Annotated in this window: 15 protein-coding genes; 5 read left to right on the top strand and 10 right to left on the bottom strand. The window is 71.3% G+C overall.

Annotation, left to right across the window (positions count from 1 at the left end):
* Positions 1-28 precede the first annotated feature (28 nt).
* The gene (locus ACFC0D_RS06700; RefSeq protein ID WP_376431756.1) at positions 29-628 is read right to left on the bottom strand and encodes a malonic semialdehyde reductase; all 600 of its coding nucleotides are present in this window, start codon (positions 626-628) and stop codon (positions 29-31) included.
* A 129-nt stretch (positions 629-757) separates the two neighbouring features.
* Between ACFC0D_RS06700 and ACFC0D_RS06695 the strand changes: the two genes are divergently transcribed.
* The 3 genes from ACFC0D_RS06695 (at position 758) to ACFC0D_RS06685 (ending at position 2,916) form a co-directional block, all read left to right on the top strand.
* The gene (locus ACFC0D_RS06695) at positions 758-1,291 is read left to right on the top strand and encodes a MarR family winged helix-turn-helix transcriptional regulator (RefSeq protein WP_376431754.1); all 534 of its coding nucleotides are present in this window, start codon (positions 758-760) and stop codon (positions 1,289-1,291) included.
* Between the two features lie 129 nt (positions 1,292-1,420).
* A complete protein-coding gene (locus ACFC0D_RS06690) occupies positions 1,421-1,960 on the top strand; it encodes a DM13 domain-containing protein (RefSeq protein ID WP_376431752.1) in 540 nt (179 codons plus the stop codon).
* 215 nt (positions 1,961-2,175) lie between these two features.
* A complete protein-coding gene (locus tag ACFC0D_RS06685; RefSeq protein WP_376431750.1) occupies positions 2,176-2,916 on the top strand; it encodes a class E sortase in 741 nt (246 codons plus the stop codon).
* 143 nt (positions 2,917-3,059) lie between these two features.
* Here ACFC0D_RS06685 and ACFC0D_RS06680 read toward each other — a convergent pair whose 3' ends face one another.
* The gene (locus ACFC0D_RS06680) at positions 3,060-3,914 is read right to left on the bottom strand and encodes a LysR family transcriptional regulator (protein ID WP_376431748.1); all 855 of its coding nucleotides are present in this window, start codon (positions 3,912-3,914) and stop codon (positions 3,060-3,062) included.
* Positions 3,915-3,983: 69 nt separating this feature from the next.
* Here ACFC0D_RS06680 and ACFC0D_RS06675 point away from each other — a divergent pair, with 69 nt between their 5' ends.
* Positions 3,984-4,895, top strand: coding sequence for a DMT family transporter (locus tag ACFC0D_RS06675; protein ID WP_376431746.1), 912 nt, complete (start codon positions 3,984-3,986; stop codon positions 4,893-4,895).
* A 71-nt stretch (positions 4,896-4,966) separates the two neighbouring features.
* Here ACFC0D_RS06675 and ACFC0D_RS06670 read toward each other — a convergent pair whose 3' ends face one another.
* The 8 genes from ACFC0D_RS06670 to ACFC0D_RS06635 form a co-directional block, all read right to left on the bottom strand.
* Positions 4,967-7,738 (bottom strand): fumarate reductase/succinate dehydrogenase flavoprotein subunit, encoded by a 2,772-nt coding sequence (locus ACFC0D_RS06670; RefSeq protein WP_376431772.1) that lies wholly within the window; start codon positions 7,736-7,738, stop codon positions 4,967-4,969.
* A 40-nt stretch (positions 7,739-7,778) separates the two neighbouring features.
* Complete coding sequence (locus tag ACFC0D_RS06665; protein ID WP_376431744.1) at positions 7,779-8,534, bottom strand: ABC transporter ATP-binding protein; 756 nt, start codon at positions 8,532-8,534, stop codon at positions 7,779-7,781.
* A complete protein-coding gene (locus tag ACFC0D_RS06660) occupies positions 8,531-9,418 on the bottom strand; it encodes an ABC transporter permease (RefSeq protein WP_376431742.1) in 888 nt (295 codons plus the stop codon). The genes ACFC0D_RS06665 and ACFC0D_RS06660 overlap by 4 nt, the downstream gene beginning before the upstream one ends.
* Positions 9,415-10,779 (bottom strand): ABC transporter substrate-binding protein, encoded by a 1,365-nt coding sequence (locus tag ACFC0D_RS06655; protein WP_376431740.1) that lies wholly within the window; start codon positions 10,777-10,779, stop codon positions 9,415-9,417. Before ACFC0D_RS06655 ends, ACFC0D_RS06660 begins: the two co-directional genes overlap by 4 nt.
* A 14-nt stretch (positions 10,780-10,793) precedes the next feature.
* Positions 10,794-11,021 (bottom strand): ferredoxin family protein, encoded by a 228-nt coding sequence (locus ACFC0D_RS06650; protein WP_329123551.1) that lies wholly within the window; start codon positions 11,019-11,021, stop codon positions 10,794-10,796.
* A gap of 46 nt (positions 11,022-11,067) precedes the next feature.
* Positions 11,068-11,835, bottom strand: a complete 768-nt coding sequence (locus ACFC0D_RS06645) for a GntR family transcriptional regulator (RefSeq protein ID WP_376431738.1) — start codon at positions 11,833-11,835, stop codon at positions 11,068-11,070.
* A 169-nt stretch (positions 11,836-12,004) separates the two neighbouring features.
* On the bottom strand, positions 12,005-12,622 hold the full coding sequence (locus tag ACFC0D_RS06640; protein WP_376431736.1) for a dihydrofolate reductase family protein: 618 nt from the start codon (positions 12,620-12,622) through the stop codon (positions 12,005-12,007).
* Positions 12,623-12,734: 112 nt separating this feature from the next.
* The gene (locus ACFC0D_RS06635) at positions 12,735-13,379 is read right to left on the bottom strand and encodes a dihydrofolate reductase family protein (protein ID WP_376431734.1); all 645 of its coding nucleotides are present in this window, start codon (positions 13,377-13,379) and stop codon (positions 12,735-12,737) included.
* Between the two features lie 186 nt (positions 13,380-13,565).
* Here ACFC0D_RS06635 and ACFC0D_RS06630 point away from each other — a divergent pair, with 186 nt between their 5' ends.
* Positions 13,566-15,011: a glyceraldehyde-3-phosphate dehydrogenase gene (locus ACFC0D_RS06630; protein ID WP_329123563.1), complete on the top strand. Its 1,446-nt coding sequence runs from the start codon at positions 13,566-13,568 to the stop codon at positions 15,009-15,011.
* The last annotated feature ends 12 nt before the right edge of the window (positions 15,012-15,023 follow it).

Here is a 15,023-nt window from a genome sequence, read left to right as displayed (position 1 = left end):
CACCCGTACCGGGTGCGGCCCGTACGGGTCAGACGGTGGTGACGACCTCGTCGAAGGCCAGGCGCGGGGAGCGCGGGTACCAGGCGTCCTCGCCGGGCTTGCCGATGTTGATGACCATCAGCGGGGTGTGGTCGTCGTCCAGGAACTCCTTCTGGACGCCGGCGAAGTCGAGACCGGTCATCGGGCCGGCGGCGAGGCCGGCGGCGCGGACGCCGACGATGAAGTAGGCGGCCTGGAGGGCCGAGTTCACCAGGGCGGAGCCCTCGCGGACCGGGCGCTCGGCGAAGAACATGTCCTTGGCCTGCGGGAAGTGCGGGAGCAGGGACGGGAGCTCCTCGTGGAACTCGTTGTCGGCGGAGAGAATCGCGACCAGCGGGGCGGCGGCGGTCTTGCGCTGGTTGCCCTCGGCCATGTGCTTGACCAGGCGCTCACGGGCCTCCGCGGATCTGACCAGGGTGATGCGCAGCGGGCTCTGGTTGAAGGCGGTGGGGCCGTACTTCACCAGGTCGTAGATCGCCTGGACCTGCTCGTCGGTCACCGGCTCGTCGGTGAAGGTGTTGGCGGTGCGGGCCTCACGGAAGAGGAGGTCCTGGGCGGCGAGGTCGAGGGCGAGGGGGGACGTGGTCATGGCCGGCTCCATCTGTTCAGCGTCGATAATTTCAACGTTGAGATAAAATCACTGACGCTCGGTCAACGTCAAGTGAGTCAACGTTGAGATATCCTTGGTGCGAGGCGGGGGCCACCGAGAGGGCACTTCATGGGCGACGTTGAGCGCGGCGGAGCAGACGCCGACGCCGTGGACGGCATCATCGGGCAGTGGGTCGAGGAGCGCCCCGACCTGACCGAGGCACTCTGGCCCGTAGAGGTGCTCGGCCGACTCCAGCGTCTCGGTGTGGTGCTGGAGAAGGAGTTCCGCACCTTCGCGGCAGAACGCAACCTGGAACTGGGGGAGTTCGACGTCCTCAGCACGCTGCAGCGGTCGGGCCCTCCGTACGAACTGACCGCCGGAGCCTTCCGCAAGGCGTCCATGGTCACCTCCGGAGCGATCACCAACCGCATCGACCGCATGGAGGCCAAGGGTCTCGTCGAGCGGATCCGGGACACCGAGGACCGCCGCTCGGTGAAGATCCGTCTCACGGAACGTGGCCACGAGATCACCCGTGCCTACATGGAGGACCACCTCCTCAACGAGGCGCGCATGCTGGAGATCTTCGACCGGGACGAGTGCGACGAGCTGGCGGGGAGGCTGAGGCGCCTGCTGCTCGCTCTCGGGGACACATCGATCGCCTGACGGCGACGGATGGCCCCTGCGATGGTCTGTGCGACCTGGGACTTCGGCCATCGGTGCAGGTGGGGCCCCTCGGGCTCCTGGCGCCGTCGAACGGGCGGCGAAAGACGAACGATGGGGAAGGAGCGGGCCATGGGCCGAGAAGGCCGACGACGAGGGCCTTTGGTGGCGGGTGTGGTGATCATCGCGATCGCGATGGCGGCCGTCGGGCTCTACTGGTTCCAGCCCTGGAAGCTGTGGCAGGACGAGACCGTACGGGAAGCGCTTCCGACGACGGCGCCCGATGCGGGGGCGCAGGCTCCGTCATCCTCCGCGCCGGAAGGGCCGCGGACCGTCGCCCAGGGGAACCTGATCAGCCATGAGCACGAGACCACGGGCACGGTGAAGCTCATCCGTCTGCCCGACGGCACCCACACCGTGCGTCTCGAGGGCCTGGAGACCAGCAACGGTCCGGATCTGCGTGTCTGGCTGACCGATGCGCCCGTCAAGGAAGGCGTGGCAGGCTGGCGCGTCTTCGACGACGGGAAGTACGTCAGCCTCGGCAAGCTCAAGGGCAACAAGGGCGACCAGAACTACGCCGTTCCGGCGGGGGTCGATCCCTCCGGCTTCGGCAGCGTCACCATCTGGTGCGACCGCTTCGACGTCTCGTTCGGCGCCGCGCGGCTCGCTTAGGCCGGCTGGGTGCGGACCGCCGTCCCCCTGTCCGTCCAGGATCCGGACCGGCATCGGGGCCCGCGTTCCCGGGTGGCTGCCGACCGGGACCGCGAGCTGCCAGGGGAATGTCAGGGGAATACATGCTCGATTCGTGTCGTTCTGGCAGCTGACACGACCTTTGTCGATGCCGCGACGCCGTTGGCCGAGCGGGTCGAGCGACCCTTCGGAAGGCCATGGACAGAGCCCGAAGCACCCGCCGCGCCACAGCCGTGACCGTCGTCGCCGTGCTCGCCGCGCTCGTCGGCTGTTCGGCAGCCGGGAGCGGCGGTGGTGCCGCCAGTACGTCCGTCACGTCCGGACCCGCCGCCGGTACGACATCCGTGGTCTCCGTACCCACCTCGCCGACGGTGACCGTGACTCCGACTCCCTCGTCGCAGGCACCCGAGCCGGACCCCAGCAAGCGGTCGCGCAACGCCGACATGGCCATACCGTCGATCGGGGTCCAGGACCTGACCGTCGTGCCGTACGAGGGGACGACCGACGACCCGGCCGGTACCCGGATACAGGATCGTGGCGTGGCCGCCAGCCCGTACGGGAAGCGGGGAGGCGTCGGACCGGGCGAGATCGGGAACTATCTCGTGACCGCGCACCGGCTCTCCGCCGGAGGCCCCATGCACGACCTGCCCGCGGTCGACGTGGGCGACAAGGTCCTCGTCACCTTCGGGGACACCGTCTACGAGTACACGATCACAGAGACGCGGACGACGTCCTTCCGCTCCGCCGCATCCCTCGCCGAGCAGCGGGCCGCGGTCCCCGGTGAGCCGGGCGAGAAGCCCACGCGCGCCATGATCACCCTCTCCACCTGCGCGACGCCCGAGGACAACGCGGCGGGCAACTTCTGGCGCGACGCCCAGGGCAACCCTGAGCACCGCATCGACAAGATAGGCGTCCTGTCGGCGACCCGACCCGCCTGACGCGCTCCACGCCTTGCGGACGGGCCCGTCCGGCGCGTTCCACGCCCCTCCTTACAGGCGGCCCGTCCCCGCTCGTTCCACGCCCTGCGGTACGAGCCCGTGGCGCGTTCCACGCCCCGCCGTGCAGGCCCGTCCGGCGCGTTCTACGCCTTGCGGTACAGGGCGGTGAGCAGTTCGATCACGCCCTGTGTCGCGGGGTGCGGATCGTCCCGCCACCAGGCGAGCCGGACGGCGATCGGCTCGGCGTCCCGCACCGGGCGGTACACGACACCCGGGCGGGCGTACTGACTGGCGGTGGACTCCGCGGTCATCCCGATGCGGCGACCGGTGGAGATCGCGGTCAGCCAGTCGTCGACGTCGTGCGTCTCCTCCGTCGCCGGACGGGAGTCCGGCGGCCACAGCTCCGGTGTCGTCGTGCCGGTCCGGCGCTCGATCAGCAGGGTGTGGCCGCTGAGGTCGGCGAGCCGGACCGAGCGGCGCCCGGCCAGGGGGTCGTCGGCCGCCATCGCGCACAGGCGCCGTTCCAGACCCACGATGGCCGAGTCGAAACGGCGGTCCTCCAACGGCCTGCGCACCACCGCCAGGTCGCAGGAGCCTTCGGCGAGTCCGGCGGTGGAGGTGTTGACGCGGACCAGGCGGAGTTCCGTCGCGGGGTGCGCGGCTGCCCAACGCCGCTGGAACGTCGGGGTGTGGCGACCGAGCGCCGACCAGGCGTAACCGATCCGCAGGACCTGGTGACCGGAGGTGGCCTCCCGGACCAGGGCGTCCGCCTCGGCGAGCACCCGCCGGGCGTGCGCCACCACCCGCAGCCCGGTGGCCGTCGGGGTGACCGAACGGGACGTCCGCCGCAACAGCCGTACTCCCAGCGCTCGTTCGAGGGAGGCCAGCGTCCTGGAGGCGGCGGCCTGGGAGACCCCGAGCGCGAGAGCGGCATCGGTGAAGGTCCCCTCGTCGACGATCGCGACGAGACAGCGCAGCTGCCGCAGCTCCATATCCATGACTCAAGCGTATGGATGTGAGCCGGTCATGCATTTTGCGCAAGGACCTCCGCCGAGCACGATCACCTCATGCACGCAGCTCACGGATCAGCGGAAGCGGGAGCGGCACCGGACCTGACCGCCCCGGTGACGCCCGCCCACCCGACCCGCCGAACGTCCCCCGCCGGCGTGGCCGCCATGCTCGGAAGCGGCCTGTCCAACCAGATCGGCGCCGCGACCGGCTCACTCGCCTTCCCCGTCCTCGGCCCCGTCGGCGTCGTCGCCGTCCGTCAGTACGTCGCCGCACTCGTCCTGCTGGCCGTCGGACGGCCACAGCTGCGGAGCTTCACCTGGCGGCAGTGGCAGCCGGTGATCCTGCTGGCGGTCGTCTTCGGCACCATGAACCTGTCCCTCTACAGCGCCATCGACCGGGTCGGCCTGGGGCTGGCCGTGACCCTGGAATTCCTCGGCCCGCTCGCCATCGCCCTGGCCGCCACCCGCCGCCGGGTGGACGCCTGTTGCGCGCTCCTTGCGACGGCCGGCGTCGTCACCCTCATGCGCCCGCAGCCCTCCACCGACTACGTCGGTATGGGCCTCGGCCTGCTGGCCGCCGTCTGCTGGGCGTCGTACATCCTGCTCAACCGCACCGTCGGCCGACGCGTCCCCGGCGCCCAGGGCAGCGCGGCCGCCGCGCTGCTCTCCGCCCTGATGTTCCTGCCCGTCGGGATCGTCGTCGTCCTCCGCCATCCGCCGACGGCCACGTCCCTCGCGTACGCCGTCGCCGCCGGCGTCCTCGCCTCGGCCGTCCCGTACCTCGCGGACCTTCTCACCCTGCGCCATGTACCCGCCCCGGCCTTCGGGCTGTTCATGAGCGTCAACCCCGTCCTGGCGGCCGTGGTCGGCTGGATCGGGCTCGGGCAGGGCATGGGTGTGCTCGACGGGGCGGCGATCGGAGCCGTCGTCGCCGCGAACGTCCTCAGCATCGCCACGGCCCGTCGCTGACCGAGCCCCGACCCCTGAACCCCGAACCCCTCGGGCGGGCGCGCCGGTTACCGGCCGCCGGCCCGCCCGGTTCAGGCGAGCGCGCGGGCGGCATGGGCGCGGACGTCGGCGTCGGGGTCGGCGGTGACGGAGGCGAGCGCGGCACGGGCCTCGGGGTCCTCCCGGTGGGGACGGAGGGAGAGGACGGCGGCCTTGCGGACGTCCGCGTTCGAGTCGGCAAGGGCCTTGGCCAGCGCGGGGACGGCCTGAGCGGGCGGTGCCGCCCGGAGTGCCGTCGCGGCACCGGCCCGGACCTGCCAGGCGGGTTCGGCGAGCGCCTCCGTGGCCGCCTCGGCGTACTCGGACGGGCAGCCGGTCGTCGCCAGCGAGGCGAGGGCGGCGCCCTTGACCAGGGGGTCGGGGTCGTCGAGCAGGGGCCGCAGCGGCGCCGGCGCCGGGGCGTGTACGGCCGCCAGACCTCGGGCCACGGCGACCCGGACCTCGCGGGCAGGGTCGGCGGCAGCCACCGCCAGCTCGGGCACGGCGTCCACCGAGACCAGAGCCCGTACCGCGTGGATACGGACGTCGATGTCGGTGTCGCCGAGCGCGTCGGCGTACACCGCGGCGTCGGCGAGGCGCAGGGCGCGCAGGACCTCCAGCGCCGCGGAGCGGACGGCCGGGTCGGTGACACCGAGCGCCGCACGCAGTCCGGCCCCCAACTCGGTTTCGGCTGGCAGCACTTCGACCAGCTCGCGCAGGGCGGCCGCGGCGGCGTGCCGGACCTGGGGCGCGGTGTCCCGCAGCCGTTCGGCGAGCGCGGGTCCGGCCCCGACCGGAACGGTCTCCGCCAGCGCCGCGACGGCGGCCGAGCGGACGGCCGGATCGGCGTCGGTGAGGTAGGGGCGGAGCGCGCCCAGATCGGGTGACTCCTCGGCGAGGGCGAGCAGCCGGAGAAGGGCGGGGCTCGGCCCGGCGGTCGTGTCCGCGGCGGGAGCCAGGTCGGCGGCGACCGGATCCTCGGCCCGAGCCGGATGAACGGCCCCGACTCCGGTCGCAGTCCCGGCGACGTCCCGCCGCGCCGCCGGAGCCGCGTCACGGCGGCCGGCCGTGGCCGTGGGCACCAGCTGCACCTCGCCCAGCCACCGCTCCGGCCCCTGCTCCGGCCTGAACTCCGGGACCGGGACCACATAGGGCTCGACCGGCCGGGCCGTGAACTCCATGGCCCCGGAGGCCGACTTGCGCAGGTCGAGGTGGTGCAGCCAGCCCGCGTCGTCCTGTTCCGGGTGGTCGAGGCGCTCGTGGTACAGGCCCCACCGGGACTCGGTGCGGGCCAGCGAGGCCCGTGCCGCCATCTCCGCGCAGTCACGGATGAAGGACACCTCGGCGCACCGCATCAACTCGTGCGCGGTGCGCGCCCCCATGCCCGTGATCTCCGTCGACATCCGGTCGAACGCCTCCACCGCCAGGGACAGTTTCGCCCCGGTCTTCGGCGGGGCCACGTAGTCGTTCACGAACCGTCGCAGTTTGTACTCCACCTGCGGCTGCGGCGGCCCCTCGGGGTTGAGCAGCGGCCGGTAGGCGAGTTCGTGGGCCGCGGCCAGCTGGTCCTGCGGCAACTCGCCTTCGTACGCCCGGTACTGGGCCGCGTCCTCACCCGCCAAATCTCCGTAGACGAAGGCCCCGATCATGTAGTTGTGCGGTACGCAGGCCAGGTCTCCGGCCGCGTACAGCCGGGGCACCGTGGTGCGGGCGTGGGCGTCCACCCGTACCCCCGATGCGGAGTGCCCGCCGCACAGACCGATCTCCGAGATGTGCATCTCGATGTCGTGGGTGCGGTAGTCGTGTCCGCGGCCCTCGTGGAAGGTGCCGCGGGTGGGACGTTCCGTCGTGTGCAGGATCGACTCGACGGCGCCGATGGTCTCCTCGGGCAGATGGCTGAGCTTGAGGTACACCGGGCCCCGGTCCGAGGCGAGTTCGGCCGCGAACTCGGCCATCATCTGCCCCGACCAGTAGTCCGACTCCACGAACCGCTCGCCGTGCCGGTTCACCTGGTACCCGCCGAACGGGTTCGCCACGTAGGCGCAGGCCGGTCCGTTGTAGTCCTTGATCAGCGGATTGACCTGGAAGCACTCGATGCCGGTCAGGGCCGCGCCCGCGTGGTACGCCATGGCGTAGCCGTCACCGGCGTTGGTCGGGTTCTCGTACGTCCCGTACAGATAGCCGGACGCGGGCAGGCCGAGCCGGCCGCACGCGCCCGTGGCGAGGATCACCGCGCCGGCCCGGACGATGACGAACTCGCCGGTCCGGGTGTTGAATCCGGCCGCGCCGACGGCCCGCCCGTCGTCGGGGTGGGTGAGCACGCGCACCGGCATGACCCGGTTCTCGATACGGATCCGCTCCCGCATCTCCCGGCGCCGCAACTGCCGGTAGAGGACCTTCTTGACGTCCTTGCCCTCCGGCATCGGCAGCACGTACGAGCCGGACCGGTGCACCTGGCGGACCGCGTACTCGCCGTGCTCGTCCTTCTCGAACTTCACCCCGTACGACTCCAGTCGCTGGACCATCGCGAAACCGCGGGTCGCGGTCTGCCGGACGGTCGACTGGTCGACGATGCCGTCGTTGGCGCGGGTGATCTCGGCGACGTAGTCGTCCGGTTCGGCCCGGCCCGGTACGACGGCGTTGTTGACCCCGTCCATGCCCATGGCGAGAGCACCGGAGTGGCGGACGTGCGCCTTCTCCAGGAGGAGCACGTTCGCGCCGCGACCGGCGGCCGTCAGCGCGGCCATGGTGCCGGCGGTGCCGCCGCCGATGACGAGGACGTCGCAGGACAGTTCGGTCGCGTCGGCGAGGGCGGGGATGGCCAGAGGGGCGGCCGGGGCCGGTGGGGTGTCCACGGGATGCCTTTCAGAGGGATGCGAGGATGCGCCGGCGCAGTTCGGCGGTGGCGGGCTCCCGGCGCGCGTCGCGCTGCCGCGGGTGCGGGACGTCGAGCACCCGGCCGGAGGGAAGAAGCGCGACGCGGTCCCCGAGATGGAGGGCCTCGTCCACGTCGTGGGTGACGAAGACGACGGTCGCGCCGGTGCCGCGCAGGATGTCCACGAGGAGGTCCTGCATCTCGGCGCGGGTGTGGGCGTCGAGCGCGCCGAAGGGTTCGTCCATCAGCACCGCGCGCGGCCGGCCGGCAAGGGCGCGGGCCAGCTGCACGCGCTGACGCTGGCCGCCGGACAACTGGTGCGGCAGCTTGTGGGCGTGCTCGGCGAGGCCGACCCGGTCCAGCCACTCGGCGGCGGACCGCCGCCGTTCGGCACGAGGGACCCGGCGTATCGCCAACGGCAGTTCCACGTTCGCGCGGACGGTCCGCCACGGCAGCAGGGCGTCGTGCTGGAAGACCAGCGCCCGGTCGGCGGCGGGCCCGCCGATCGGCTCCCCGTCCTGGGTCACCCGACCGTCGAGCGCGGGAAGCAGCCCGGCGAGCGTGCGCAGCAGTGTCGACTTCCCGCAGCCGGACGGGCCGACCACAGCCAGCAGTTCTCCCGGCGCGATCCGCAGCCCGGCGGCGGTGAGCACCGTCGCACCGTCCGCGTGACCGAGCCGTACGTCGTCCAGGGCGAGTTCCGCGCCGGTCGGCGCGGGTGCGAGGCGCGTGGGCGCGCTGCTCATGAGACCGACTCCTTCTCCGGGGCGGAGGCAGGGGCAGAGGCGGGGGCGGGTACGAGGGAGGTGGGGGACGACGGTCGGCGGCGGAGCCCCGTCAGGGGGCCGCGGACCGCCGGTCGCGCCGCGGGCCTGGGCAGCCACGAGGTGACGCGACGGCCCAGGAGCTCCACCGCGGTGGAGGTGAGCCAGCCCAGAGCGCCGATGGTGGCCATGCCGACGAAGACGCCCGGGTAGTCGACGACCGTGTACTCCTGCCAGGTGCGGTAACCCACCCCGTACTCACCCGAGATCATCTCCGCGGAGATCACACAGATCCACGAGACGCCGATGCCCACGGACAGGCCGCCGAAGACGCCCGGCAGGGCACCCGGCAGCACCACGGAGAAGAGCACCCGCAGTCGGCCGCCGCCCATGGTGAGCACGGCCTCCTCCCACACCGGGGCGAGGGCGCGCACCGCGTGCCGGGTCGACACGAGGACGGGAAAGAAGGCGGCGGTGAAGGTGATGAAGACGATGCCCTGCTCGTTGGTGGGGAGCAGCAGGATCGCGACCGGGACGAGAGCGATGGCCGGCACCGGCCGTACGACCTCGAGGAGCGGGCCCAGCAGGTCGGCTGTCCACCGGGAGCGGGCGACGGCGGTGCCGACCGCCACTCCGAGCACCGCGGCCAGCAGGAAGCCGACCACGATCCGGCGCACGCTGTGCCCCAGGTCCTGCCAGTACGGGCCGGTGCCGACCCGGTCGGCGAAGGCGGAGGCCACCTCGCCGACCGTGGGGAACTGCTCGAACCGTAGCCACAGATTGACGTCCAGGGAGGTCAGCAGCTGCCACAGCCCGAGGGCCGCTCCGAGCGAGACCACGCGGAGCACCCAGCGGCCCGCGCTCATGAGGCCAGGCCGACGGCGGCCGCGTAGTCGACGATCCGGGATCCGGAGTGCGCGGCGACGTACGCCTTCGCGCCGGACGGGGTGACGAAGGCACGCAGCTCGGCGCCGTCGACGACCCACACCGCCTTGTCGGCGAACCACAGCGTGCCCGTCACCGCGTCCGGGACGTACGCGGCGCGCACATCGGCGCCCCTGGTGGCCTTCAACAACTCCTTCGGGCTGGTGAAGGTACGGGTGGTGTTCCGTCCCTTCAGCCACAGTTCGGGCTTCGCGGCGGTCGCCTTCGGATACGCGGGGGCCTGCGCGGCCCGCTTCAGCGGCGCCGGGTCCACGAAGGCGTCCACGTCGACGTCACCCACCAGCTTGGCCGCCTTCAGCAGCGGTACGTCCTCCTTCAGGGCGGCGATCAGCTCCGGGCGGAGCTCCGGGTCGAAGGTGGCGATGCCGTTGGCGCCGTTGTAGAGGTAGACCACCTCGGCGGGCAGGCCGGTCTCCTCGGCGACCGACTCGGCCGCGGCGACCGGCCGGGTGCGGAGGTGGTCGGTGGCCCGCCGCTGCGCCGTGAGGAAGTCGTCGAGGATCCCGGCCCGCTCCTTGGCGAACTTCTCCCGGACGGTGACCCCGTGGAAGGTCGGCAGGTTCAGCTCGGCACCGTCGTACAGCGCCTTGGCACGGCCGTCGAAGGCCAGCAGTCCGGGCCAGGCGACGAACTGGGAGAGGGCGTCGGCGCTGCCGGCGGACAGCGCGGACGCGCCGACGCTGGGCTGCTGGTTGAGCTTGCGGATGTCCTTGTCCGGGTCGAGGCCGGCGCGCTGGAGGGCCCGGACGAGGGTGCCGTCGGCGGCCGAGCCGACGCTGGTGGACACCTTCTTGCCGCGCAGATCGGCCAGCGACCGCACACTCGAACCGGGGGCGGTGACCACGGTGTTGAGTCCGCCGCGCAGGTTGTAGCCGGTGACGGCGACCAGTCGGGTGGGCTGCTTGAGCTGCTTGCCGCGCGCCGCGTTGATGAGCAGGGGGAAGTCGCCCATGGAGCCGATGTCGATCTTCCCTGCCGTCATCTGGGCGGTGATCGGTGCACCGGTCGCGTAGTCCTGCCACGCGACCTTGTAGGTGACGCCGTCCTTCTTCCCGCGGGCGGCGAGCTCCTCCTCGAAGTAGCCGAGGGAGCGCAGCAGGGTGCCGGCCGTCACGGTGTTGATGGTCTTGGACTGGTAGCCGACGGTCACCGTGACCGTTCGTGCGCCGGCCGCGTCGTCGGCGCCCGCGGCACCTCCGCAGGCGGTGGCCAGCGGGACCAGCAGGGCGAGGGAGAGAAGCGGGGCGAGGGGGCGACGCGGGGGCATCTTCTTGCCGGGCATGGGAGTCGGGCCTTTCACCGGAGCAGATAGGGCATGTTGACGGTGACCGCGTCGGTGGGGCAGCGGGCCGCGCACGGGCCGCAGTACCAGCACTCGTCCACGTGCATGTACGCCTTGCCGTTGTCCTCGCGGATCGCGAGCGAGTCGAGGGGACACATGTCGACGCAGAGGGTGCAGCCGTCGATGCACTTGGACTCGTCGATGGTCACGGGCACGTCGGCGCGCTGCGGCACGAGAGGCATGGCTGTCTCCGGGAAGGGGCGGAAGGGGGAGGAGGTGGGGCGGGGCTCAGAGGGAGCGGCGCAGTACGCCGCTCATGGTGATGCGGTCGCCGCGGAACCGGATGAACTCCAGGTCCACCGGCCGTCCGTCGGGCAGACAGGTCAGCCGTTCCAGCATCAGTACGGCGGCGCCGCGCGGAGCCTGGAGGACGGCGGCGGAGTGCGCGTCGGCGTTGACCGCTTCGAGGGTGATCTCGGCGTGCCCCAGCGGGCCGCCGGTCAGTGTTTCGAGGAGCCGGAACACGTCCGTGTTCTCCAGGTCGCAGCCGAGGAGTTCACCGCCGAAGTCCATGGGCAGATAGGACAGGTCGAGGGAGAGCGGCAGCCCGTTCAGGCGGCGCAGCCGCTCGATGCAGAGCACGTCGGTGTGCTCGGGCAGGCCGAGCCGGTGGGCCACCGGTCCGGACGCGGTGACCGGTCCGACCGTACGTACCTCGTTGGTGACCCGGCCGTGCTCGTGCAGGGTCTCCGCGAGGCCCTGGAGGCGGTCCAGGCCGTGGGGGTACTTCTCGCACACCACGACGGTGCCGACCCCCGGCTGCCGCTCGACGAGCTGCTCGCCGCGCAGCAGGTCCAGGGCCTGCCGGACGGTGTTGCGACTGGCTCGGTAGTCGGCGGCGATGGCGTCCTCCAGGGGGAGGACGCCGCCGGGGAAGCCGCCGGTCAGGATCTGGTGCCGCAGCAGGTCGGCGAGCTGCCGGGCCCGGTCCGCGCGCAGCCGCCGACGACGCGCGGCGGCGACCGGGAGGGAGGCGGGGGTGGGTTCGGCTGACATGTCTGGGAACGTACCGGCGCGGTGGCCCGGATGGTGTTGCCGCAGTATTGCGCCACCTGACGCTCCGAAGGCGCCGCTGTGACCTGCGGTTTTCCGGATGGGGCGACAAGATCCGCCACCCGCCTGTTCACCAGGTGGACACGATCGGCGGACCTTCCCGTCGCGCCGTCTAGGTGTCGGTGCGGGGCAGGTGCCCCTTTGCCTCGTCGTAGCCGGCCTCGCCGACCACGCCGGCGGGGCCGTACATCAGGTTGAGGACGCCCGTCGCGAAGGTCTCGGAGGAGAGCAGCCTCAGCGGCGTCGGCGACTCGGCCTCGTCGAACAGCCGCATCCCCTTGCGTACGGCGATCGGGTGCACCAGCAGGTTCAGCTCGTCCAGCAGTCCGGCGGGGATGAGCTGCCGCACCAGGGACACCGAGCCGCTGATCGCGATACGACCGCCGTCGGGCTCGTTCTTCAGCGCCCTGACCGCGTCGAGGAGGTCGCCCTGCTGCTGCTCGGAGTTCCGCCAGGTGAAGGTGAGCGGTCGGCGCGAGACGACGATCTTCCGGGCGTCGCCGATGACCTTGGCGAAGGGGGCGTCCTCACCGCCCGCCGCCTCACGCTCGGGCCACGCCCCGGCGAAACTGTCGTACGTCCGACGCCCCAGGAGGAGCGTGTCCGCGCGGCCGATGACGGCGTCGACCGCGACACCCATCTCGTCGTTGAAGTAGGGGAAGTGCCAGAGGTGGGGATCCTCGACGACTCCGTCGAGCGAGATGAACAGCTGGGAGACGATCTTCCTCATGCGACGCTCCATGGGGGTGTCCGACGATGGCTGCCTGCCGACGGTAGACGCCACGAGATGCCGGAACTCATCGGTGGCGCCGGGGCGCGCCGGAACCTGGTGTCCCTTCCGCTCACTTCCGCCAGAACAGGTGGTGCGTCACGCCGCTCGGGCTGGGCACGACGTCGAGGTGGAACCGGTCCAGCAGCTCGTCGGGGGAGTCCCAGAGCCGTACCCCGGTGCCCAGCTCCACCTGTGAGACGGCCACGTGCAGGGTGTCGACGAGGTCGGCGTCCAGGTACTCGCGGATGGTGGTCGCCCCGCCGCCGAGTCGGACGTCCTTGCCCCGCGCCGCTTCCTTCGCCTGTGCGAGGACCGTCGCCGGGGAGCCGTCGACGAAGTGGAACGTGGTGTCGGAGAGCGTGAACGAAGGACGCTCGTGGTGCGTCATCACGAAGACCGGGGTGTGGAACGGGGGCTCGTCACCCCACCAGCCGAGCCACTCGTGGTCCTGCCAGGGTCCACGCTGGGGTCCGAACTTGTTGCGGCCCATGATCTCGGCGCCGATGTTGCGTGCGAAGTCCCGGGTGAAGTAGTCGTCGAGGCCGCGGGTCCCCCCGGGATCGGTACGGTTCGGCCAGCTCGCCGTGGCACCGGCCCAGGCGAACATGGTCCCGGGATCGGCGTGACCGAACGGTCTCTCGAGACTCTGGTCCTCACCCGCTCCGAATCCGTCACGCGAGACGACGAAGTTCTGGACCCTCAGCAGCTGCTCCACGCGCTTCCTCCTGTGTCGTCGACAACGATGAGGATAGGGCGGTGGTGGATATCGGGATGTAACCACGCGAAAGGGATTTTTCCGCCCGCTCTGAAGTGTGCCTTCGGTCTCCCTCGGGTCCCACTTGAACGATCAAAGGAAGGCCGGGTTAGCATATGAGCGCCGCCTAGCTCGAAAGATGAACCTGTGACTGTCAATGACGACTCGTTCACCAACTGGAAGATCCGCGAGGAGATCGCGGAGTCGATGATCCCGATCATCGGGAAGCTGCACCGGGAGCGGGACGTCACCGTCCTTCTCCACAGCCGCTCCCTGGTGAACAAGTCGGTGGTCAGCATCCTGAAGACCCACCGGTTCGCCCGGCAGATCGACGGTGAGGAGCTGTCGGTCACCGAGACGCTGCCGTTCCTGCAGGCGCTCACCGCGCTGGATCTCGGGCCTTCCCAGATCGACATCGGCATGCTCGCCGCGGAGTACAAGACGGACGACCGCGGTCTCTCGGTCGAGCAGTTCACCGCCGAGGCCGTCGCCGGTGCCACGGGTGCCAACAAGATCGAGTGCCGCGAGGGGCGCGACGTCGTCCTCTACGGCTTCGGTCGCATCGGCCGCCTCGTCGCCCGCCTGCTCATCGAGAAGGCCGGCTCCGGCAACGGTCTGCGCCTGCGCGCGATCGTCGTCCGCGGGGGCGGCGACCAGGACCTGGTCAAGCGCGCCTCGCTGCTGCGCCGCGACTCCATCCACGGCCAGTTCCAGGGCACCATCACCGTGGACGAGGCGAACAGCACGATCGTCGCCAACGGCAACGCGATCAAGGTGATCTACGCCAACGACCCCTCCGAGGTCGACTACACGGCGTACGGCATCAAGGACGCCATCCTCATCGACAACACGGGCAAGTGGCGCGACCGCGAGGGGCTCTCGAAGCACCTGCGTCCCGGCATCGACAAGGTCGTCCTGACCGCCCCGGGCAAGGGCGACGTCCCGAACATCGTGCACGGCGTCAACCACGACACGGTGAAGCCGGACGAGCGCATCCTCTCCTGCGCCTCCTGCACCACCAACGCGATCGTCCCGCCGCTCAAGGCGATGGATGACGAGTACGGCGTGCTGCGCGGTCACGTGGAGACCGTCCACTCGTTCACCAACGACCAGAACCTGCTGGACAACTACCACAAGGCCGACCGTCGTGGCCGCTCCGCGCCGCTGAACATGGTCATCACCGAGACCGGTGCCGCCTCCGCCGTCGCCAAGGCGCTGCCGGACCTCAAGGCGCCGATCACCGGCAGCTCGATCCGCGTCCCCGTCCCGGACGTCTCGATCGCGATCCTGAGCCTGCGCCTGGGCCGCGAGACCACCCGCGAGGAGGTCCTCGACTACCTCCGCGACGTCTCGCTGCACTCGCCGCTGAAGCGCCAGATCGACTTCACCACCGCGCCCGACGCCGTCTCCATGGACTTCGTCGGCTCGCGTCACGCCTCGATCGTCGACGCCGGTGCCACCAAGGTCGACGGCGACAACGCGATCCTCTACCTCTGGTACGACAACGAGTTCGGCTACTCGTGCCAGGTCATCCGCGTCGTCCAGCACGTGTCCGGCGTCGAGTACCCGACGTACCCGGTGCCCGTGGTCTGACCTCGGCGGTCC

The sequence above is a fragment of the Streptomyces sp. NPDC056222 genome, from assembly GCF_042264065.1.
Lineage (GTDB): Bacteria > Actinomycetota > Actinomycetes > Streptomycetales > Streptomycetaceae > Streptomyces.
This window is presented reverse-complemented; position numbering and strand designations above follow the sequence as displayed.